Source organism: Streptomyces gamaensis (assembly GCF_042656465.1).
GTDB classification, from domain to species: Bacteria; Actinomycetota; Actinomycetes; order Streptomycetales; family Streptomycetaceae; genus Streptomyces; species Streptomyces gamaensis.
Genome location: NZ_JBHSPB010000010.1, coordinates 86474 through 107242, shown reverse-complemented (window position 1 = coordinate 107242; position 20769 = coordinate 86474). Strand labels below are relative to the sequence as shown.

General features: G+C 71.4%; 18 protein-coding genes. 7 read left to right on the top strand and 11 right to left on the bottom strand.

The features are described from left to right. Positions 1–55: 55 nt before the first annotated feature. Positions 56–3505 (bottom strand): S41 family peptidase, encoded by a 3450-nt coding sequence (locus ACFP1Z_RS18080; RefSeq protein WP_390317443.1) that lies wholly within the window; start codon positions 3503–3505, stop codon positions 56–58. Here ACFP1Z_RS18080 and ACFP1Z_RS18075 point away from each other — a divergent pair. Next, positions 3504–4109: a TetR/AcrR family transcriptional regulator gene (locus tag ACFP1Z_RS18075; RefSeq protein ID WP_390317442.1), complete on the top strand. Its 606-nt coding sequence runs from the start codon at positions 3504–3506 to the stop codon at positions 4107–4109. The two genes, ACFP1Z_RS18080 and ACFP1Z_RS18075, sit on opposite strands and share 2 nt — an antisense overlap. Positions 4110–4252: 143 nt before the next feature. Continuing rightward, a complete protein-coding gene (locus ACFP1Z_RS18070) occupies positions 4253–6484 on the top strand; it encodes an MMPL family transporter (RefSeq protein ID WP_390317440.1) in 2232 nt (743 codons plus the stop codon). 57 nt (positions 6485–6541) lie between these two features. Here the strand turns inward: ACFP1Z_RS18070 and ACFP1Z_RS18065 are convergent, their stop codons facing one another. The 3 genes from ACFP1Z_RS18065 to ACFP1Z_RS18055 form a co-directional block, all read right to left on the bottom strand. Next, positions 6542–6979, bottom strand: a complete 438-nt coding sequence (locus ACFP1Z_RS18065; protein ID WP_390317439.1) for a hypothetical protein — start codon at positions 6977–6979, stop codon at positions 6542–6544. A 209-nt stretch (positions 6980–7188) separates the two neighbouring features. Next, a complete protein-coding gene (locus ACFP1Z_RS18060; protein ID WP_390317437.1) occupies positions 7189–7401 on the bottom strand; it encodes a DUF397 domain-containing protein in 213 nt (70 codons plus the stop codon). After that, complete coding sequence (locus tag ACFP1Z_RS18055) at positions 7398–8216, bottom strand: helix-turn-helix domain-containing protein (protein WP_390317436.1); 819 nt, start codon at positions 8214–8216, stop codon at positions 7398–7400. The genes ACFP1Z_RS18060 and ACFP1Z_RS18055 overlap by 4 nt, the downstream gene beginning before the upstream one ends. 187 nt (positions 8217–8403) lie before the next feature. Between ACFP1Z_RS18055 and ACFP1Z_RS18050 the strand changes: the two genes are divergently transcribed. After that, the gene (locus ACFP1Z_RS18050; protein WP_390317434.1) at positions 8404–8877 is read left to right on the top strand and encodes a DUF6415 family natural product biosynthesis protein; all 474 of its coding nucleotides are present in this window, start codon (positions 8404–8406) and stop codon (positions 8875–8877) included. Between the two features lie 102 nt (positions 8878–8979). On the opposite strand, the gene ACFP1Z_RS18045 is transcribed toward ACFP1Z_RS18050, so the two are convergent. Together ACFP1Z_RS18045 and ACFP1Z_RS18040 are read right to left on the bottom strand one after the other, a co-directional pair. After that, positions 8980–9795 (bottom strand): alpha/beta hydrolase, encoded by an 816-nt coding sequence (locus ACFP1Z_RS18045; protein ID WP_390317433.1) that lies wholly within the window; start codon positions 9793–9795, stop codon positions 8980–8982. A gap of 446 nt (positions 9796–10241) precedes the next feature. Further along, complete coding sequence (locus ACFP1Z_RS18040; RefSeq protein ID WP_390317432.1) at positions 10242–10715, bottom strand: deoxynucleotide monophosphate kinase family protein; 474 nt, start codon at positions 10713–10715, stop codon at positions 10242–10244. Between the two features lie 532 nt (positions 10716–11247). Here ACFP1Z_RS18040 and ACFP1Z_RS33755 point away from each other — a divergent pair. Both ACFP1Z_RS33755 and ACFP1Z_RS18030 read left to right on the top strand, forming a co-directional pair. Further along, on the top strand, positions 11248–11562 hold the full coding sequence (locus ACFP1Z_RS33755) for a DUF7848 domain-containing protein (protein WP_465269277.1): 315 nt from the start codon (positions 11248–11250) through the stop codon (positions 11560–11562). A 480-nt stretch (positions 11563–12042) separates the two neighbouring features. Continuing rightward, positions 12043–13263 (top strand): helix-turn-helix domain-containing protein, encoded by a 1221-nt coding sequence (locus ACFP1Z_RS18030; RefSeq protein WP_390317429.1) that lies wholly within the window; start codon positions 12043–12045, stop codon positions 13261–13263. A 472-nt stretch (positions 13264–13735) separates the two neighbouring features. Here the strand turns inward: ACFP1Z_RS18030 and ACFP1Z_RS18025 are convergent, their stop codons facing one another. Beyond that, on the bottom strand, positions 13736–14083 hold the full coding sequence (locus ACFP1Z_RS18025; protein WP_390317428.1) for a hypothetical protein: 348 nt from the start codon (positions 14081–14083) through the stop codon (positions 13736–13738). A gap of 67 nt (positions 14084–14150) precedes the next feature. After that, complete coding sequence (locus tag ACFP1Z_RS18020; RefSeq protein ID WP_390317427.1) at positions 14151–14948, bottom strand: exodeoxyribonuclease III; 798 nt, start codon at positions 14946–14948, stop codon at positions 14151–14153. Positions 14949–15075: 127 nt separating this feature from the next. On the opposite strand from ACFP1Z_RS18020, the gene ACFP1Z_RS18015 reads away from it, so the two are divergent. Further along, entirely contained in the window at positions 15076–15570 is a 495-nt protein-coding gene (locus tag ACFP1Z_RS18015) for a GNAT family N-acetyltransferase (RefSeq protein WP_390317426.1), read from the top strand. A gap of 19 nt (positions 15571–15589) precedes the next feature. Here ACFP1Z_RS18015 and ACFP1Z_RS18010 read toward each other — a convergent pair whose 3' ends face one another. From ACFP1Z_RS18010 to ACFP1Z_RS18000, 3 genes are all read right to left on the bottom strand, one after another. Continuing rightward, positions 15590–16087 carry a DUF1269 domain-containing protein gene (locus tag ACFP1Z_RS18010; protein WP_390317425.1) on the bottom strand — a complete coding sequence of 166 codons (498 nt, stop codon included), beginning with the start codon at positions 16085–16087 and terminating at the stop codon, positions 15590–15592. Positions 16088–16329: 242 nt separating this feature from the next. Next, the gene (locus ACFP1Z_RS18005; protein ID WP_390317423.1) at positions 16330–17673 is read right to left on the bottom strand and encodes an ATP-binding protein; all 1344 of its coding nucleotides are present in this window, start codon (positions 17671–17673) and stop codon (positions 16330–16332) included. A 20-nt stretch (positions 17674–17693) separates the two neighbouring features. Further along, positions 17694–18161: a hypothetical protein gene (locus ACFP1Z_RS18000; protein WP_390317422.1), complete on the bottom strand. Its 468-nt coding sequence runs from the start codon at positions 18159–18161 to the stop codon at positions 17694–17696. 214 nt (positions 18162–18375) lie between these two features. Here ACFP1Z_RS18000 and ACFP1Z_RS17995 point away from each other — a divergent pair, with 214 nt between their 5' ends. Next, positions 18376–20664: an alpha-N-acetylglucosaminidase gene (locus ACFP1Z_RS17995; protein ID WP_390317421.1), complete on the top strand. Its 2289-nt coding sequence runs from the start codon at positions 18376–18378 to the stop codon at positions 20662–20664. Positions 20665–20769 lie beyond the last annotated feature (105 nt).

The following is a 20769-nucleotide window of genomic DNA, read 5'->3' as shown; positions in this document are numbered from 1 at the left end:
CGGTAAGGGGCGCCCGGCAAGAGCCGGCGCCCCTTACCCGTGGACCCGAACCCCCTTACCGGGGCGGCAGCTTGGGCCGCTGCAGATTCGGTACGCCGGAGTAGTCCGGCGGGTTGGCGGCGCCGTGCCGGTCCAGCAGGTCCAGCGCCAGGTGCACCGCGTCGTCCAGCTGCCGGTGACGGCCCTCCGCCCAGTCCAGGGGGGTGCGGTCGATCTCGATGTCGGGGGTGACACCGTGGTTCTCCACCCCCCAGCCGTACGCGTCGAACCAGGCCGCGTTCATCGGCACCGTGATGGACGTGCCGTCGCCGAGCCGGTGCCTGCCGGTCATGCCGACGACACCGCCCCAGGTGCGCAGGCCCACCACCGGGCCGATGCCCTGCAGTTTGAACGCGGCGGTGATCATGTCGCCGTCGGAGGAGGTCATCTCGTCGGCGACGGCGACGACCGGGCCGCGCGGCGCGTTGGAGGCGTAACTGACCGGCTGTGCCCCGCGCGTGAGGTCCCAGCCGACGATGGTGCGGGTGAGCTTCTCCACCACCAGCTCGCTGATGTTGCCGCCCGCGTTGCCCCGTACGTCCACGATCAGCGCGGGCCGTGACATCTCCATGCGCAGGTCCCGGTTGAACTGCGCCCAGCCGGAGCCGCCCATGTCGGGGATGTGCAGATAGCCGCACTTGCCGCCGCTCAACTCGCGGACCACGGCCCGGCGTTTGGCGACCCAGTCCTGGTAGCGCAGGGGACGTTCGTCGACGAGCGGCACGATCGCGACCCGGCGCGGCGGGCCCTCGCCCTCCGGCGGGGCGAAGGTCAGCTCGACGGTCGTGCCGCCGGCCGCCGCGAGCAGCGGGGAGGGGCCCGCAACCGGGTCCACGGGCCGGCCGTCGACGTGGGTGAGCGCCCAGCCCTCGCGGACGCCCGAACCGGCCAGCGGGGAGCGGGCCTTGGAGTCGGAGGACTCGCCGGGCAGGATACGGCGCACGGTCCAGGTGCCGTCCTTCTGCCGGGTGAGGTTCGCGCCGAGCAGGCCGATGGCCCGCTGGTAGTGCGGCGGCCCCTCGTTGCGGCGGGCCGGGGTGACGTAGGCGTGCGAGGTGCCCAGCTCGCCGAGGACCTCGCGCAGCAGATCGGCGAACTCGTCGGGCGTGGCGACGTGTTCGACGAGCGGCCGGTACTGCTCCAGCACCGCGTCCCAGTCGATGCCGCACATGCCCGGTTCCCAGAAGTAGGCGCGGACGATGCGGCCCGCCTCCGCGTACGCCTGCCGCCACTCGGCGGCCGGGTCCACCTCGTGCAGGATCCGCCGCATGTCGACGTAGACGGTCTGGTCGGCGTCCGCGACCTCGGTGGCGGGCACCACGCGCAGCTCGCCGTCGTCGCACACCGCGAGCCGGCTGCCGTCGCCGCTGACCGCGAACCAGTCGAGGGAGGCGGTGAGTTCGGTGCGCTTGGGCTTGGCCAGGTCGAAGTACTCCAGGGTGGGGCGGCCGGAGGTGTCGGCGGGGTTGGCGAAGGTCTCGCCGAGCGCGCCGGAGATCGGCCAGCGCAGCCACACCAGCCCGCCGCCGCTCACCGGCCGCAGCGCCGAGTACTTCGAGGCCGCCACCGGGAACGGCGTCACCCGGCTCTCGATGCCCTCCTCCTCGACCAGGGCGGGGCCCGCGCCCGCGCCCTCGTCCAGGTCGAGTCCGCCGCCCGCCGGCCGGCCCTCCGTCGTCAGCGCGAACGGCGAGGGCGTCGCCGAGGACAGCGGCACCAGGTACGGGCGGCAGCCCAGCGGGAAGGACAGATCGCCGGTGTGCACGTCGTAGACGGGGTCGAAGCCGCGCCAGGACAGGAACGCGAGATAGCGGCCGTCACGGGTGAAGACCGGGCCCTCGTCCTCGAACCGGCCGTTGGTGACGTCCACGATGTGCCGGTCCGCGAGCCGGGCGATCTTGATCTGCCGCAGTGAACGGCCGATACCCGGGTGCGACCAGGCCAGCCACGCCGAGTCGGGGGAGAACGCGAGGTCCCGTACGGGCCCGTTGGCGGACCGGACCAGCTCGGTGACCGAGCCGTCGCCCTCCTCCGAGGTGTCGACCAGCAGCAGCCGCCCGTCGTGCGCGGCGATCGCGAGCCGGCCGCCGTCCGGGGCGGAGACCAGCTCGTGCACCCGGCCGATCCGGCCCGCCGCGATCCGGCGCGGCTGCACCGGGCCGGTGGCACGCGGCAGCTGGACGAGCTCGACGGCGTCCTCGCCCTCCGCGTCCGTGACATAGGCGATCCGGCCGGTCGAGCCGAGCATCTCCGGCAGCCGCACCCGCACCCCGGGGGTGTCGGCGATGGCCCGCGCCGGGCCGTCGCGGTGCGTGAGCCAGTACAGGCTGCCGCGCACCTGCACCGCGCTCGCCCGGCCCGTGGTGTCCACGGCCAGCGCGTCCACGTTCGAGGCGGCCTGCACCTGGTACGGGCGCCGCCCCGCGCGCGGCCCGCCCAGGCGCACGTCCAGCCGGCGCGGGGTGCCCTTGGGGCCGAAGTCCGTGACGAGCCACAGCTCGCCCGCGCACTGGTAGACCACGCGGCTGCCGTCGGTCGCGGCGTGGCGCGCGTAGAAGTCGTCGTGGTCGGTGTGCCGGCGCAGGTCCGAGCCGTCGGGCAGACACGAGTAGAGGTTGCCGACGCCCTCGTGGTCGGAGAGGAACGCGATCCGGCCGCCGACGAACATCGGCGAGTCCAGATGCCCCCGCAGCTCCGGCACCAGACGCAGGCCGTGCAGCCACAGCCGGCCCGTCGCCCCGCCCCGGTAGCGCTTCCACGCGGCCGGCTCGTGCGGCGGCTTCCCCGCGAGCAGCAGGGTGCGGTGCTCGCCCTCCTGATCGGCGATCGCGATGTCCGCCACCGGCCCCCACGGCAGCCGGGCCCCCGGGCTGCCGTCGGTGGGCAGCCGGTAGGCCCACGTGAAGTACGGGAAGGGCTGGCCGTGCGAGGAGACGGCGAGAATGTCGCAGCCGCCGTCCGGCTCCGGCGGCGCCCAGCCGCACACCCGCGCGTCCGTACTGCCCCAGTAGCTGAGCCGCCGCGCCGGACCGCCCTCGACCGGCACCAGATGGATCTCCGGGTCGAGGCTGCGCCACGTGGTGTAGGCGATGTGCCGCCCGTCCGGGGAGAACCGCGGATGCCCGGCCCGGGTCCGGTCCACCGTCAGCCGCCAGGCCCGGCCCGGCGGCCCGCCGTCGGACAGCGGCGCCAGCCACAGATCGTCCTCGGCGGTGAAACAGAGCAGATCGCCGTGGAGGTGCGGAAACCGTAGATACGAGCCAGTGGCCTCGCGAGCGTCTCTCACCGTTCCATCGTTCTGGCCCAAGGGGGGCCCGGCAACTCGGTCCCTTCCCTTGACCCCCGTGACGCAGAACACCTGCCGGAATGGTCCCGTTCCCTCCCGCGCCGCGTACGCTCGTGTGTACGAAACGGTTTCGTTTCGATCCTCGACGGTTCCCGGGCTCCCCGGAAGGAGACGCGGCATGACGGCGGACACCCCCAAACCGGCGGCGCGCCGCACCCGGCTCACGCCCGAGCGCGAGGCCGAGATCTACGACACCGTCCTCGCCGTCGTCCGCGAGGTCGGCTACGACGCCCTGACCATGGACGCCGTCGCCACCCGCACGCACGCGAGCAAGGCCACCCTCTACCGCCAGTGGAAGGGCAAGCCCGAACTCGTCGCGAGCGCCCTGCGGCACCACAAGCCCGTACGGTCCGCGGACGTCGACACCGGCACCCTGCGCGGTGACTTACTGGCTCTCGCGGCCCACGCCGACCAGGCCGGGATGGAACGCGACGCCGCCCTCGTACGGGCGCTGGGACACGCCAGTCACCAGCACCCCGACCTGCGCCGCGCGCTGCGCGAACTGCTCGTCGAACCCGAGGTCGCCGGACTGGACGCGATGCTGCGGCGCGCCGTCGCGCGCGGCGAGCTCGCGGCGGACACCCCCGCCATCGACTACGTCGCGCACATGATGTTCGGCGCCTTCATCGCCCGGCAGCTGATCGAGGACCGCCCCGCGGACCCCGAGTATCTCGCCGCCTACATCGACGCCGCGGTTCTCCCCGCCCTCGGCGTACGGGCCTGACGGGCCTGTCAGCGCGACAGGTCTGTAGGCCGAACTCCCCTCAGAACAACCCCATATGACGCCTGCCCGACGCGCCGCTCTCGTCGTCGGGACGGCCCCCCACACCCCGTACGCCGCCAGATCCCGACGGGAGCACACTGCTCGTGGCCACGTTCCTCTACCGACTCGGCCGGCTCGCCTTCCGGCGCCGCTGGTACGTCGCCCTCATATGGGTGGCGCTGCTGGCCCTCGCCGGCACCGGCGCCGCCACCGCGTCCAAAGCCACCAACAACAGCTTCTCCATCCCCGGCACCGAGGCCCAGCACGCCTTCGACCTGCTGGAGCAGCGCTTCCCCGGGAAGACGGCCGACGGCGCGAGCGCCCGCGTCGTCTTCAAGGCCCCCGACGGCCAGAAGATCACCGACCCGGCCAACAAGGCCGCCGTCGAGAAGACCGTCGCCGAGCTCGCGGGCCCGCAGGTCGCCTCCGTCGCCGACCCCTTCCTCGGCAAGGCCGTCAGCAAGGACGGCACCACCGCCTACGCGTCCGTCGCCTACAAGGTGAAGTCCAACGAACTCACCGACGCCTCCCGCGACACCCTCAAGGACGCCGCCCAGCACGGCCGCGACGCCGGACTGACCGTCGAGACCGGCGGCAGCGCCCTGCAGTCCATGCCCGAGGCCGGCTCCGAGATCATCGGCATCATCGTCTCCGCCGTCGTGCTGCTGATCACCTTCGGCTCGCTCGTCGCGGCCGGACTGCCGCTGCTCACCGCGATCATCGGCGTCGGTATCGGCGTCTCCACGATCACCGCGCTCGCGTCACTGCTCGATCTGTCCGGCAACACCTCGACGCTCGCGATGATGATCGGCCTCGCCGTCGGCATCGACTACGCGCTGTTCATCGTCTCCCGCTACCGCGCGGAACTCGCCGAGGGCCGCGAGCGCGAGGAAGCCGCCGGACGGGCCGTCGGCACGGCCGGCTCCGCCGTCGTCTTCGCCGGCCTCACGGTCGTCATCGCGCTCGCGGGCCTCGCGGTCGTCAACATCCCCATGCTGACGAAGATGGGCCTCGCGGCGGCCGGTACGGTCGCCATCGCCGTGCTCATCGCGCTCACCCTCATCCCCGCGCTGCTCGGCTTCGCGGGCTCGAAGGTACTCGCGCGCAAGGACCGCAAGTCCGCTGCCGCGGGCGGCGGTTCCGGTGCCTCCGATGAGGAGAAGGCGAACCTCGGCACCCGCTGGGCCCGCTTCGTGCTGCGCCGCCCCGTCCTGGTGCTGCTCGCGGGTGTCATCGGCCTCGGCGCCGTCGCCGTGCCCGCCGCCTCCCTGCAACTCGGCCTGCCCGACGACGGCTCGCAGCCGCGCAGCACGACCCAGCGCCAGGCGTACGACCTGCTGTCCGAGGGCTTCGGCCCCGGCTTCAACGGCCCGCTGATGCTCGTCGTCGACGCGGCGGACAGCAAGGACCCCAAGGCCGCCGCCGATCACGTGGCCGGGGTCGTCAAGGGCCTCGACGACGTGGCAGCCGTCTCGCCCGTCACCCCCGCCTCCTTCAACAAGGCCGGGAACACCGCGACCCTGACCGTCGTCCCCAAGTCCAAGCCCACCAGCACCGAGACCGAGGACCTCGTCCACGCCATCCGCGACCACGGCGCCTCGATCACCGAGCAGACCGGCGCCAAGGTGCTCGTGACCGGCTCCACGGCCATGAACATCGACGTCTCGCAGAAGCTCAACGACGCCCTGCTGCCCTACCTGGCACTCGTCGTCGGCCTCGCCTTCCTGCTGCTGATGGTCGTCTTCCGCTCCGTCCTCGTACCGCTGAAGGCCGCGCTCGGCTTCCTGCTCTCCGTCGTCGCCGCGCTCGGCGCGGTCGTCGCCGTCTTCCAGTGGGGCTGGCTCGGCGGCCTCTTCCAGGTCGAGGAGACCGGCCCCATCATGAGCATGATGCCGATCTTCATGGTCGGCGTCGTCTTCGGCCTCGCCATGGACTACGAGGTCTTCCTCGTGACCCGCATGCGGGAGGCGTACGTCCACGGGGAACGCCCCGGCCAGGCCATCGTGACCGGCTTCCGGCACGGAGCGCGCGTCGTCACCGCCGCCGCCGTCATCATGATCAGCGTCTTCGCGGGCTTCATCGGCTCCTCCGAGTCCATGATCAAGATGATCGGGTTCGGACTGGCGATCGCGGTCTTCTTCGACGCGTTCGTGGTGCGGATGGCGATCGTGCCGGCGGTACTGGCGCTGCTGGGGCGGGCCGCTTGGTGGCTGCCGTCGTGGCTGGCACGTCTGCTGCCGAACGTGGATGTCGAGGGGGAGGGCTTGCGGAAGGAGCTGGCTGCGGAGCCCGCGGGCGCCGCTGCCGCTGGGGAGCGGGTGCCCAGCGGGGTGTGACGGCTGGCCTGGGGCGGGGCGGTTCGGGGTGCTTGCGCCTTGGGCCGCCCCGCCGGATCAGCGCCGGTACGGCTCCAGCACCGACAAGGCCTTCTCCTCCCAGGCCTTGTCCACGAACTCGAACGATCCGACGTGCAGGCGGTCGTGCCCGTACATGGTCGTCTTGAGCTCCACCGTCTTCCGCGGATGCAAAGTCCACTCTGCCGAGGGCACGTCGAGCGTGCCGGGTTTCGGGACGCCGCGCGCGCTCCAGCCGGCACAGATGACCCAGCACGCGTACGCGTGATCCTCGGGCTGGCCGTACATGCCGGTGGCTCGATGACGGGCCGCCACGTCCAGCAAGTACGGGGTGTCGACCCCGGGGAGATCAAGTGTGCCGACGACCGAGGTCTCTCCCCACCCCAGGTTCGCGTAGGCGATCACGCAGTACAGGTCCGGCCAGTCGTACAGCAGCGGGGCGACAGTCACCCGGCTCTCTCCGGTGATGGGCTTCATCGACAGCTCCTTGACGCGTGTGAGAGGCCCCACCCTGTCGTACGGGCGGGGCCTCGGTCCGCTCAACTGGACACGAGTCAGCCGTTGTTGTGACTGAAACCCTCAGGAGAATTGCCTTCCCGTCGGGTGAGGGGCTCGGACGGTAGGCACGAGTAAGCCCCCTCCAGTCAACGAGGCCATTGATGAGGGGGCCTTGTTCGAGCAGCGTGTCAGGGTATGAGCCCGTCTATTCGGACTGCGGCAACGAATTCCCCCCAGGCGGCCGCTGGTATGACGAGCGTGGAGCCGCTGGAGTTCTTGCTGTCGCGAACAGGCACGGCACCGGGGAAGTCGTCGGCGACCTCGACGCAATGTTCCCCTCCGCTGCTGTAGCCACTCTTCCGCCAGGCGGCTGAAGCGAGATCGGTCCCGGCAGTTCTCATGGATATTTCTCCTCAACTACCCTGCGAATGAACTCTCTTGACCGCGTCGGCGACAGGGCTTCCGCCTGAAGGTGATCATAGAGGCGCACGAACGGCGCGACGCGGTCAACGTCCGTGACGAACGCCGCTTCGGGCTCCTCGCGGTACACGACCGTTCGCCCGTCACGAAGCTCGAAGATCGACGTTGTCCCCATGCCCGTGATCAGCGTGCCGTCATCATGCGGGATGATCTGGACGTTGACATGCGGTCGTCGCATCAGATCGAGCAGGTGTACAAGCTGATCCCGCATGATGTCCGCGTGCCCGAAGGTTCGGTACAGGGCTGACTCGTCGAGAACCGTCCAGATCCATGGAGGGTTCGGGGCGTCGAGCACGGCTTGCCGCTCCATGCGGAAGTCGACCTTCTGGTCCAGGTCGCCGCCATAGAAGGGAATTCCCGAGCGGAGCATCACAGTTGCGTACTCTCGGGTCTGGAGCAGACCGGGTACCGAGTGGATGTAGTACCGGATCTTCGTGGCTTTCGACTCGGCTTCGGTCAGCTTGTGCGCCCATTTCGTATCAGGGCTGCCGTGCTCAAGGTACGGCCACGCCTCGGTGAGGATTCCACCTGATTCAAGGACTTCGTCGAGGATCTTTGTAATGTCCTCCGGGGGAACGCCCTCCGCGCGCTCGTACTGCGCGATCCTGCTGTACGAGAGCCTCACCGCATCGGCCAGATCTTGCCGTGACCAGCCCTTCGCCTCGCGCAAGCTGGTGATCTTCAGTGCGAACCACTTGTTGAGGTCGGTCGGTTCAAACCGCTTGGGTGCGGGCACAGTTGTTCGCCTCTCGCGTTGCAGCCGCAGCGCCTGCTACCGGGCTGGATCTTCTCCAACCGCTACCGCTGGTCACGGTACCGCTACGGGTTGATGCTGGGAACGCGTCGATCGGGGCGCCGATCCACAGTGCAACGCCCCAGCGGCCAAGCCCCCTTGCCCCCTACTGACCTGCTCGGAGTGCTACGTGGTTCCACCGTTTCCCCATACCGGCATGTGCGGCCTTCCCCAGCGGCAGACTGTTGACGACATCGTCGGACTCCTGCTCGACCAGAACGTTGTCCCGCAGCCTCCCGCGAAGGAACTGCGCGAGTGGATCCGGCAATTGACGCAGGACGTCTGCCGCTCGATTCGATCCGTTGCTGGTGCCGCCTTGTTGCTCCCTGCCGACCACCCCGGGCGTGCGCCGGCTCTCGCTGCAGCCGACAAAGCCGCCAACAGGGTGCGGGTCGGTTCTGGCCCGGGGTACAAGGCCGCCATGGCTTACGCCATGGGGCTCGCCGGTGACGTGCGCACTCTCCGAGAGCATCGGAGGGCGCTCGGCAGTCAGCCGCACGGCGAAGCGGCGCACACGCAGTCTCCCGACGGGAAGGAGCCGCTGAGCGAGCGCATCGCAGCCGTCAACGCCCGTAGCCGGAGACGCTTGGACGGTGTGCTGTGAGCCGCCGTAGCCCGCTGCTGGGATGGAGCTGGAGCCGAACATCTGGGCACGCCCTGGCCTGCGGGCCGCTGCGGCCGCCGAGGACTGGCCGACGCTGCCCTGCTAGCCCGCGAGGAACTCGCTGACGCGGTCGATGACCTCGGCCTGCCACGTCTGCGACTGCGGGTTCAGATAGTGAGGGTCCTCGTGTACGGCGAAGCCGTGCTGGGCGCCGTCGAGTTCCATGAGCTCGGCCGGGCCGCCGAAGAGCGGCAGGTGGTGGCGGGAGGACTCCACCGGCACGAACGTGTCCTTCGTCCCGTGCACGAGCAGGACGGGCACGCGGACCGCGCGCACGAACACCTCCGGGTCCAGATATGCGACCTCGTTCAGCAGGGACCGGCCCAGCTCGAACGGACTCCGCTCGGTGAACCCCACCTCGTCCAACGCCTGCGCGGCCTCCGCTGAGATGAAGTCGGTGTCGTCGAAGTACGGGCGGCTCGTGATGTACCGCTCGCGGTAATCGAGCCGTGGGTTCAGCAGCACCAGTTTCTCGACGTCCTGCGGCCGGTGCGCGGCGTGAAGTGCCGCGGCGCCACCGGAGAACGATGCCGCGATGACGTGCACGGGCTGCTGGAGCCCGCTTTCACGCTTGAGGTAGTGGCCCGCCGCACGGATGTCGTTGCTGACACCGGCGATGGTGATGTCCTCGGGGCGGCCACCGCTGGCTCCGTGAGCACGAAGGTCGAAACGCAGCGACCGGATACCGATCCGGGCCAGGCCCGCAGCGAGACGACTGAAGAAGCCGCCCTCTTCCCGTGTCACCCCAGCCCCGTGAACGAGCACGGCCAAGCCACGGGTTGCTCCCTCCGGAGCGGCTACGGTGCCCGCCAGCGCTGTCCCGTCAACGGATCGGAATGCCGCCTCCAGCTCGGTCATGCGCCGAGGGTAGTGACGGCGGCAGCCTGCCGCACCACGGTCGGCAGGATCTGCACGCAGAACAGCGCCCGGCCCAGCGCGCCCCGCGCCGCGAACGGTCTTAGCTGCCGCAGCGGTTGGCCGCGCCGCACGCCACCGGATACGGGGAATCGCCAGCCCCTCCAGGAGGTACGCAGACTGTTCGAAGGAACTGCGTACCTCGTACCGCCGGGCGGTGGCCACGAATGGACCGCGCCACCCCAGGGGTTGCGAAGCCGACCGACACGGAGCTTGCACGGGCGTTGGTGTGTCCCGGGCGACGCTGTGTATCGGGCGCTGGCCGACGCGCCGCAGCCGCCACCTGCGAGACTCTGAGAGATCGTCTGTCGGCGCGACAGGCTGTCTTTCGCTGTGTCGGCGCAGCGGAGAAACGGACAGCGGCTTCCTTCGTGTGCGGGTCACGGGGTTCAGCGACCGGCCAGGCGTTTGACCAGGGCGTCCATCTGCGCGTGGAACTCTTCGAGCGTGCCCCCGTTGTGGACCCGCAGGTCTGCGTATTCCGGGCCCAGGTGCTCACCCTCCCGCCCGTCGTACTCCGGGATGCCCTCACGGCTCAGGTAGACGATCGTCAGGCCCTCCGACTTGAGCGCCTTCACCTCCTCCGCCAAGCGCACGTCAGTGACCACCACGGGCCGGCTGGTGGCCTGGATCTGCTTCACGGCGGCATCGGTCCACACGTCCTCGCCGAGGACGGCAGCGACCCCGTCAACGGACATCTTCCACAGGAACCGCCTCACCTCCGGGAAGTTGTCCTTGGCGAACTCCCACCCGTACCGCTCAACGACCGTGGCGAGCCTGACGGGTTCGTCCACGTTCTTGGCCCATCCGATGATGGGGTCTGCTCCGATCCCGGCGCGCTTGATCGGTTCTGCAATGGACACGCGCACGAAGCCGTGTCGCCCACAAAGGTGATCAGCGGCGGCGTCTTTCCCGACATGTGGTCGGCCAATGATCCCGATTCCTCGCATGCCAGCAGCGTAGCGTTCCGTCAACTTGTCATATGCCAAGCGTGACTTGGGCTGGTGGCAGCGACGAATGCAGGCCTACCGTGGTGAGCTGCATCACCCCAGTGGACGCCCATCGGGCCGATCCGGAGTGAGGACAACAAAACATGACCACAGCGGACCGCGCGGGAGCGCGGGGAAGGTCGCTGTACGTCGGGGCCCCGTTCCCCGATGTGCGCTCGCCCTTCTCTGCTTCCCCGCAGGAAGGGCGCAACTGTGCGAAGGGTCGTGAAGGTAGAACCCATTACCACCTTGGGGCCGTGGGACTACGTGACGTACGCCCCGCCGGGTAACACCTGCTCCGTCTGCAAACAGCCGATCGGCGGCCTGGAGCCGTGCCGACGGCGCGACGAGGAACAGGGGCCCCGGGGAACCCTCGTGCTCTACACCCACGTGTCGTGCCTGAACGGTGGTGGGGCCCGTGGGTGAGGCAAGAGTCTTCCGTTACGCCGACTGGGACTTTGTCCGGAAGGCGGACAGCAACCCGCACTTCTCTGCCCTGTGCCTCTCCGATCCCCAGAGGTGCAACGCCTTCTCTGGCCTCCACAGGACCCTGAAGGGTCGGGAGCAGTGGATGGCGAACCACGTTCAGGGGACGGGGCACACGGAGTTCCAGCGCAACATGGGCGACACGTGCACAGCGATCCCCCCAGAGGGCGCGGTCATCGCGGGTGAGGTCGTCAAGGCCCTCCCCGCCGACGAGCACGCCCGCACGCACCCCTGAAAGCGTCCGCCCCGGTGGCAACAGAGTGGGGACTCATCAGCACCGAGGCGGACTGTTCGGCACAACTCCAGTGAGTTACAACCGAGGAGACCATCATGCCCAACGACCACGTAAACGGCTACGACGTGGCAGGCGAGGAGATCATCACTCCGGCTGAGCCCGACGAGCAGGACCAGGACGGGGAAGGGGATGGCAACTAGCGGCACCTCTGGTGACGGCAGCGCTCGCGCGACGGCCAGGCGGTTCCTGAAGAGGGACCTACCGGAAAACTCTGAGCTGTCGTGGCTGTGCCAGGTCCACAAGGACCCGGACGCAATGAAGCTGCTCTTGCGCACGGGGTACGTGTGTCTGCACTGCCAGCGTGAGCACGCCCGCACCTAGCACCACCCTCAGCCCCGCTCGTGCGCTGCCCCGTGGCGTGCGGGCGGGGCCCTTGGCTGTCCGCGCGCTCCGCCAAGCGAAGAGTGCCATATTTCTGGGATGGAGCCGGAGCCGAACATCTGGGCACATCCCGGCCTGCGGGCCGCCGCGGCCGTCGAGGACTGGCCGGCGCTGCTGAAGACCTGGCGGACTCTGACCCGCACCAATCAGAGCAAGCTCGGTTCGCTCGTCGGGCTCTCGCAGCCGGACGTCTCCGCCATCGAGAACCGTCGCCGGACGGTGACCTCTGTCGAAGTGCGGCAGCGGATCATCGACGGACTGGGTATTCCCGTCGAGTTGCTCGGGGCGGCCACGGCGGAGATGCCGTTGCCGTCACTCGTGCTGCCCGAGATGGTCGCATCCCCGGCAACGGACCGGCTGCGGCGCGTGGGTGAGGCGCGCATGCGGCTGGACGTGGAATCCCTGGAGGCGCTGGAGGGGTTGCTCGCCACGCATCGCAGGACCGAGGACACGCTGGGCTCGCGGGTCATGAACGGGGTCGTACTCGCGCAGTTCAAGGCCGTGGCCGGTCTGTACGACCAGGCTCGGGGGCCGCTCGCCGACCGGCTGGTGAAGTTGTTGGCGGAGTACGCGCAGTTCCTCGCCTGGATGGCGCAGGACCAGGATAACGCCCCTGCCGCGCTGGGCTGGTTCGACCGGTCCTACGACTGGGCGTTGGAGGCGGGCCACGGTGACATGGCGGCCACCACGATGAGCATGAAGGCTCACCTGGCGTGGTCGAACGGGAACGGGCGCAGGTGCGTTCGGCTCGGGGAGGCCGCGGCATCCACCACCGGCGCCAGCGAGGCGACCCGGGCCATGGCGATCCAGATGACCGGACGAGGGTACGCTCTCGAAGGCGTTGCCCCAGGCGCGTACCGCGCGTTGGACGAAGCGCAGCAGCTCATCACGGACGCGCGCGACGCCCCGCCCTGGCTGTACTTCTACGGCGAGTCCTGGTTCTCGGCGCAACGAGGGATGGCGGAGGTCCACCTGAAGAACTGGGCAAGCGCCATTGACCACTTGGTGACAGGACTCGTCGGCTTCGACCCGGCCTACCGGCGGGACCGCGCATGGTACGGAGCGTGCCTCGCGCACGCCTACGCGGGCGCAGGAGAAGCCGAAGCGGCATTGGACACCGCACTGGCCGCCGTCACCGACGCCTCGGAGATCGGTCGCCCGCACGCGTGGGGCGAGCTGCACACCGTGGCCGCGCTGCTGCTGCGGCGCGGAGCTCACGAGGGGCGCGCGCTCGTGGACGCCCTCGCGGAGCTGGACTGAGCGGAACACCCCCGGGGCGCGTGCTCAACCCGCGTGCAGCATCAGCCCGATCCCCACCACCCCAAGCCCGCCGCCGCGATCCTCGGCCCCCCGAACCGTTCCTTTTCACACCCGTTGAGTGGACCGAGTTCCTGAGCGGTGCCAAGCTGGGTGAGTTCGACCTCTCGGCCTAGGAGACACCTTGCAGGAGTGCCCGCGCTGCGGCGGCGACGCGGCACCCGACCCGGAGCATGAACGGGTTCTCCGGTGCCTGTCGTGCTGGCATACGTGGGCGCTTCCGAAGGTCTTCCGTTGTACGGGCTCACTGCCCCGCCTCATGCCCGCGCTGCGCACGCTGGATGAGTTCCGGGATCTGAACCGCTGAGCCCCGAATCCCCCATCATCTTCCGTACGTACTCGGGCAGCGCATCGCGTGCGGCCTGGGCCTTGAGGGTCCAGTCCATCCGCCAGGGCGGGCCCATGAAGCCGTTGGTCACCGGCCGGGCTCCGTGCGGGCCGCCACGTGCCGGATGTTGGAGGCTTCTTCCAGGAGCGCCCTGGCTTCGGCGGAATCCGTGCACTCGTAGGCAGCGCGGTGTTCGAGGCCGGTGACGTGGGCATCGAGCTGCGGGTCGCGGGCGATCGCGTACTCGCCCCACCAGCGGGCCATGAAGGCGGGCACGGTGCTGATGTCGTATGCGTCGGCGACGTACCGCTTCCAGTGCGCATCGAAATCAGGCAGGAGCTGGGGCGCGTGCTGGGCAATGGCTTCGCGGAGGGCTTTCGGGGTTCTCTCCGGCATGGGCGGGATGCCCGGCTCACCCATGGCAGCAGTGGTCATCGTGCCCCTCCTCCGTCCGGCCTGTGCTTCCTGGTACGGGGTACCGCCCCGCCGGGCCCTCTCGCCCCTACAGCTCGTACACGACGGTCACAGGCGCATGGTCCGACCACCGCTGGTCGTGGCTGGCCGCCCGCTCCACCATCGCCTTCACCGCGCGCTCCGCGAGACCCGGCGTCGCCACCTGGTAGTCGATGCGCCAGCCCGAGTCGTTGTCGAAGGCGCGGCCCCGGTAGGACCACCACGAGTACGGGCCCGTGACATCCGGGTGCAGGGCGCGCACCACGTCCACGTAGCCCGCTTCGTCGAAGACCCGGGACAGCCAGGCGCGCTCCTCCGGCAGGAAGCCCGCGCTCTTGCGGTTGGCCTTCCAGTTCTTCAGGTCGGCCTCGGTGTGCGCGATGTTCCAGTCGCCGCACACGAGCACCTCCCGGCCCTCCTCGGCGGCCCGGGCGCGCAGGGCGACGAGATAGGGCAGGAACTCGTCCATGAAGCGCTCCTTCTCGTCCTGCCGCTCGGTGCCGACCTCGCCCGAGGGCAGGTACAGGCTCGCGACCGTCAGGCCCGGCAGGTCGGCCTCCAGGTAGCGGCCGCTGCCGTCGAACTCGGCGGAGCCGAAGCCGGTCCGCACCGCGTCCGGCTCGCGCCGCGTGTACAGCGACACCCCCGCCCGGCCCTTGGCCGCCGCCGGGGCGTGCGTCACGTACCAGCCCTCCGGCTCACGCACCTCGTCCGGCAGCTGGTGCGGCTCCGCGCGCACCTCCTGCAGACAGACGACGTCGGCCTCCGTGCTCGCCAGCCACTCCACGAAGCCCTTCTTCGCGGCGGCGCGCAGGCCGTTCACGTTCACAGTCGTCACGGTGTACACAAGTCGCTCCCGGTGGGCGGGGACAATCGGGGACAACGGAGCCTACGCGACCCCTGTGACATCCCGGGATGTCGATCATTCCCGCGCTCCCTGGCCGGCCCGGCCGGGCCTTTCGTACCCTGCCGGGATGGAGATCGTCGCAGCCCGCTTCGACCACCCCGACGCCGTCAAGCTCCACGACCGGGTACAGGCCGAGTACGCCGAGCGGTACCGCAGTGAGGGAAGCGAGGGCGACGCCGCCGCCGTACGCCCGGAGGAGTTCGTACCGCCGCGCGGTCTGTACCTCCTCGCGTACGACGCCGGGGGCACCCCGGTGGCCGGCGGCGGCTGGCGTTCGCGCCACGCCGACGAGGAGGGGTTCGCGGACGGCGACGCCGAGCTGAAGCGGATGTACGTGGTCCCCGAGGCCCGGGGGCTCGGCCTGGCCCGCCGCATCCTCGCCGAACTGGAGGCGGACGCCCGCGCGGCGGGCCGCACCCGCATGGTCCTGGAGACGGGCACGATGCAGCCCGAGGCCGTCGCCCTCTACACCTCCAGCGGCTACGAACCGGCACCCGTGAAGTTCGGCCACTACCGCTTCCACGAGATGAGCCGCTGCTTCGTGAAACGGCTCGGGGACTGAGCGGGGCGCCGCGACCGCCTCACCGCGTCCGCGCGATCGCCTCGTCGATGCCCTTGCGGATGTCCGAGGCCGGGTAGCGGGCCACGACCGCGCCGAAGGCGGCGAGGGCCCGGTCGGCGGGGCCTGGATCCTCCTCGCCGACCTCGGCGGCCAGGACCGTGCAGCCGGGCGGGACCTCGGCCGCCAGCAGGTCGAGCGCCGCGTTCGTGGCGGTCGCCTCGCGGACGTCGTGCAGACCGCCCACCAGCCCGCCCGCACCGAAGCCGATCATGACGCCGAGGGGGCCGCCGAGGATGCCGAGCAGCGCGCCGAGGAGCCCGCCGACGGCGAACGCCGGGGCCGTGGAAGTGTTGTCGGCGGCATCGGGAAAGTCGAGCCGGCCCTCCGGGTCCCGGGAGATCACCGCGCCCTCGCGCAACTTGAGCGAGCCGGACGCGTGCGCCTCCCGCAGCGCGTCGAGCGCCTTGTGCCCGGCGCGCGGGCTGTCGACGGTCATGAACAGTACGTAGTCGCGCATGGCGGCACCTTTCCCGTAAGACGGGGGCGGAAGGGGGCCCTGCCTCCCACTCTTCGGCCTATGGGCTACGCCCGCACGTCAGGGACCCTCGGTGGGCGGACCGGCAGACGCGTACGGCGGGAGGGGCCGGGGCGGGTAGGGCCCGAGAAGGGGCTGGGGGCACCCCCGGACGGAGTCTGGGGGAGTGTGAATTGCGGCGGCATTCTGGGCGCCCTTGACGTCCAAGGGCACGCCGCCGTAATTCATACAGCCCCTTCGGGCCCGGACCGCCCCGGCCCCGACCCACCCCGCACATCAGGCGCACCCGGCACCCCCGGCGCACCCGGCGCACCCGGAATCGCACCGCGCACCACCGACCGCGTCAGATCCAGCACCGCCTCCGCACCCCCGTCCGCCGGGTTCGCGAAGGACAGCCGTGCCCCCAGCACCCGCGCCTGCCCGACCGCGATGGTCAGCCCCAGCCCCAGCCCGCAGCCGGAGCCCGTGCGGAAGCGCTGCGGTCCGCCGGCCAGGAGCTGCTGGGGGAAGCCGGGCCCGGCGTCGCGGACGCGGACGGTGCCCGCGTCGATCTCGACCACGACGGGCGCGCTGCCGTGCCGGTACGCGTTGGTGACGAGGTTGGCCAGGATCCGTTCGACGCGCCGGGCGTCGGTCTCGACCAGGCAGTCGCGCAGCACCCGCACCTCGGGGGCGTCCTTGGGGTCGCGCACGCTCCCCGGATCCCCGCTGTCGCGCCCCTCAAGGGTCACCGAGGCGACCGCCCGCCGGGTCAGCTCGCCCAGCGGCCGTACGTCCGTGTCCGCCTGTTCGGTGGTGCCGTCGAGGCGGGCCACCTCCAGGACGTCCTCCATGAGCGCGTGCAGCCGCCGGGCCCGCTCGCGTACGAGCTCGGCGGGGCGGCCGGGCGGCAGCAGCCCGGCGGCGGCGACGAGTCCGGCGACGGGGGTGCGCAGTTCGTGCGCGATGTTGGAGGTGACCTCGCGTTCGGCCCGCAGCCGGGCGGCGAGCGCGTCGGCCATGGTGTTGACGGCGACGGTCAGCCGGGCGATCTCGTCCTTGCCGCCGCGCGGCCGCAGCCGGGCGGACAGGTCGCCGTCGGCGATGCGCTCGGCGGTGCGGGCGGAGGCGTTGAGCCGGCGCCCGGCGACGGTCGCGAGGGCGACGCCGACCAGGCAGGCGAAGGCGGTGCCGAGGCCGCCGGCGAGCCAGAGGATCTCGTCGAGACGGCGCAGGTTCTCGGTCTGCCGGACGTAGGAGTGGCGGACGACAACGATGTCCCGGCCGAGCCTGCTGCCCGCCCACAGCACGGGTTCGGGGCCGCTGCGGTCGAGATACGTGGCGCGCTTGCCGCGCTCGATCGCGTCCCGCAGCGGCCCGGGTATGGACTCGGGGTTGATGAGGGTGCGCGGCCGGACCAGGCCGGCAGCCCGGTCCTCGACGGCCGTGGTCAGCCGGGACTCCAGGGACTCGCGGGCGGTCTCCAGCTGGGTCGTGGCGGTGCGGTGGTGCACCACCAGGCCCATGATGACGGCGACCACGGCGGCGGTGGCGGTGATGGCCACGCCGATCTTCGTACGCAGTCCCATGGCTGACGGCTCCTCGGCGGCTAACGCTTGGGGACGTACAGAGGCAGGTCGCGCAGCGGGGCACGCTGTGCTTCCGGCAGCCCCTCGGCGTCGACGGTGGCGCGGCTGTAGTAGGCGGCCTTCTCCAGCCGGACGAGCCCGCTGAGCGTGACCCTGACGGGGAGGGGCGTGGCCGTGCAGGCGGACGCGCACCAGCTGCCGCCGAGCCTGCCGGTGCCCTCGGCGACGGGTCCGCCCCAGGACGCCCAGCGCAGTGCGGTGAGGGCGACGGTCTCGGTGGGCGCGAAGGCCTCGGGGTGGTTCAGGGGGGTCCGGCCCGCGCCCTCGGAGACGTAGGCGGGGCCGGAGCCGGCGGAGGGGCTCTGCGCGGGCCCGCTCACCTTGAGCCCGCCGGGGTCGGAGCACGCGCAGAGCGCGGCCAGCCCGAGCAGTCCGGCCACGAGGGCGGCCGCGCCGCGGGCGGCGGTGAGCGGGCGCAGGCTTCGCACGGGTTTCCTCGGGCCGGGGACGGGGGGCGGTGGCCCGCCGCCCGGTGCGGTGTCCCCCAGCAGCTCGGGACGCCCGGATGGGGCCATTCGTGCCAAATGTAACCGGAGTGGCTGGATTGCCGCCCGCGCCCTTGTCCATCGACGGTCGTCGGCTCGTAGGATCACCGGCCTGAAGTGGTCCGGTCCCGCAGCCGCAGCGCCCCGGAGGTCACTCATGCGCATCGCCCGTCGTACGCTCCTCGGCGCCCTCGCCGGAACCGCCGCGCTCGGCGCGATGGGGTCGCCGCCCGCCGGGGCCGATCCCGGCCCCACTCCGGTCGGCCCCACGCCCGCCCCCGGCGGCGGCCCGACCCCGGTGGGCCCCGCCCCCGGCCCGGGCTCCGCCGCCGTGCCCCCGGCGGCCCCGCCGCACGGCGCCGCGGGCGCGGCGGCCCGGCTGCTGCCCCGGCACAGCGGACAGCTCGCCTTCCGCACCGTGGCGCGCCGGGACGGCCGGGACGCCTTCCGCGTCAGCGGGGGCGACGGCGCGCTCCTCGTCGAGGGCACCACCCCGGCCGTGCAGCTCACGGGCCTCCACTGGTATCTCCGCCATGTCGCCCACGCCCACTTCTCCTGGGCCGGGGCGCAGACCGCCCTGCCCGACCGCCTCCCCGGCGTCCGTACCCCGCTCGCCAGGACCGCGAACGTCCCCCACCGCTTCGCCCTGAACGACACCAACGACGGCTACACCGGCCCCTACAGAGGGTGGGACTACTGGGAACACGAAATCGATGTACTGGCCCTGCACGGCTACAACGAAGTCCTGGTCTACACCGGGGCCGACACCGTCTACCACCGCACCTTCGCCGAACTCGGCTACAGCGAGGACGAGCTGAACCGCTGGATCCCCGGCCCCGCCCACCAGCCCTGGTGGCTCGTGGCGAACCTGTCCTCCGTCGGCGGCCCGGTCTGGCGCGAACTCCTCGCCCGCCGCGCGGACCTGGCCCGCAGGATCGTGGCCCGGCTGCGCGAGCTGGGCATGACGCCCGTACTGCCCGGCTACTTCGGCACGGTGCCGCCGGGCTTCGCCGAGCGCCACCGCGGCGCCCGTACCGTCCCGCAGGGCGACTGGGGCGGCTTCCGCCGGCCCGACTGGCTCGACCCGCGCACCGACGCCTTCGCCCGCGTCGCGGAGACCTTCTACCGCGTGCAGGAGGAGCTGTACGGGCCGAGCACGATGTACAAGATGGACCTGCTGCACGAGGGCGGCACCCCCGGCGACGTGCCCGTCGGCGAGGCCGCCCGCGCCGTGGAGCGGGCCCTGCGCACCGCCCGCCCCGACGCCGTCTGGGCCGTCCTCGGCTGGCAGAACAACCCGCGCCGCGAGCTGCTGGCCGCCGTCGACCGCTCCCGGATGCTGGTCCTGGACGGGCTCAGCGACCGCTACGCGAAGATCACCGACCGCGAGGCCGACTTCAATGGCACCCCCTACGCCTTCGGCACCATCTTCAACTTCGGCGGCCACACCGCGATCGGCGCCAACACCCGCGACTGGGCGGAGCTCTACCACCGCTGGCGCACCAAGCCGCGCAGCGCCCTGCGCGGCATCGCCCTGATGCCGGAGGCCGCCGACAACAACCCCGCCGCCATGGCCCTGTTCAGCGACCTGCCCTGGACCGACGGCCCCCCGCAGCTGCGCACCTGGTTCGCGCAGTGGCCGCTGCAGCGCTACGGCACCGACGACGCGCACGCGGCGGCCGCCTGGGACGTACTGCGCCGCACCGCCTACGGCACCAGCCGCTCCGACGGCTGGAGCGAGCCCGCCGACAGCCTCTTCGGCGCCCGCCCCGACCTGGCCACCACCCGCGCCGCCGCCTGGTCGCCGCTGCGAGTGCGCTACGACACCCAGGAGTTCGAGAAGGCCCTGACCGAACTCCTCGCCGCCGCCCCCGCGCTGCACGGCCGCCCCGCCTACCGCTACGACCTCCTCGACGTCACCCGGCAGGCCGTCGCCAACCGCGCCCGGCTGCTGCTCCCCCGCATCAAGGCCGCCCACGACGCCCGCGACCGGCCCCGCTTCCGCGCCCTGACCCGCCAGTGGTTCGCCTGGACCGACCTGCTGGAAGCGGCCGTCGCCACCGACGAACGCCATCTGCTCGGCCGCTGGATCGCCGACGCCCGCGCCTGGGGCACCACCGACGCCGAACGCGCCCGCCTCGCCCAGGACGCCCTCTCCCTGCTGACCGTGTGGGGCCCCAAGCCCTCGGCGGACGGCGGCAGACTGCACGACTACGCCAACCGCGAGTGGTCCGGTCTCGTCGGCGGCCTGTACCGGCTGCGCTGGCAGACCTACTTCTCGGCCCTGGAGACCTCCCTGGCAACGGGCCGCAGGCCCAAGGCGATCGACTGGTACGCCCTGGAGGACCGCTGGCTGCACACCCTGCCGTCCCTCGCCATCCGCCCCAAGGGCGACATCGTCGCCATCGCCCGCACGGTCGCGGGAAAACTCAGGCAGCGCACATGACGCCCGTCACAGACGGTGCGTCCTGACGCTCCGTCAACCACCCAAGTGCGCTGAGATCGCGCCGACTTGGGGACCGTAACGCGAAAACCCCGCCGGTCTCCCGGC

Excerpts from the sequence above, each read along its gene's own strand:
- ACFP1Z_RS18075 (WP_390317442.1), top strand. The coding sequence starts at position 3,504 with ATGACGGCGGACACCCCCAAACCGGCGGCGCGCCGCACCCGGCTCACG.
- ACFP1Z_RS18080 (WP_390317443.1), bottom strand. The coding sequence starts at position 3,505 with ATGCCGCGTCTCCTTCCGGGGAGCCCGGGAACCGTCGAGGATCGAAAC.
- ACFP1Z_RS18065 (WP_390317439.1), bottom strand. The coding sequence starts at position 6,979 with ATGAAGCCCATCACCGGAGAGAGCCGGGTGACTGTCGCCCCGCTGCTG.
- ACFP1Z_RS18060 (WP_390317437.1), bottom strand. The coding sequence starts at position 7,401 with ATGAGAACTGCCGGGACCGATCTCGCTTCAGCCGCCTGGCGGAAGAGT.
- ACFP1Z_RS18045 (WP_390317433.1), bottom strand. The coding sequence starts at position 9,795 with ATGACCGAGCTGGAGGCGGCATTCCGATCCGTTGACGGGACAGCGCTG.
- ACFP1Z_RS18030 (WP_390317429.1), top strand. The coding sequence starts at position 12,043 with ATGGAGCCGGAGCCGAACATCTGGGCACATCCCGGCCTGCGGGCCGCC.
- ACFP1Z_RS18025 (WP_390317428.1), bottom strand. The coding sequence starts at position 14,083 with ATGACCACTGCTGCCATGGGTGAGCCGGGCATCCCGCCCATGCCGGAG.
- ACFP1Z_RS18015 (WP_390317426.1), top strand. The coding sequence starts at position 15,076 with ATGGAGATCGTCGCAGCCCGCTTCGACCACCCCGACGCCGTCAAGCTC.
- ACFP1Z_RS18010 (WP_390317425.1), bottom strand. The coding sequence starts at position 16,087 with ATGCGCGACTACGTACTGTTCATGACCGTCGACAGCCCGCGCGCCGGG.
- ACFP1Z_RS18005 (WP_390317423.1), bottom strand. The coding sequence starts at position 17,673 with ATGGGACTGCGTACGAAGATCGGCGTGGCCATCACCGCCACCGCCGCC.
- ACFP1Z_RS17995 (WP_390317421.1), top strand. The coding sequence starts at position 18,376 with ATGCGCATCGCCCGTCGTACGCTCCTCGGCGCCCTCGCCGGAACCGCC.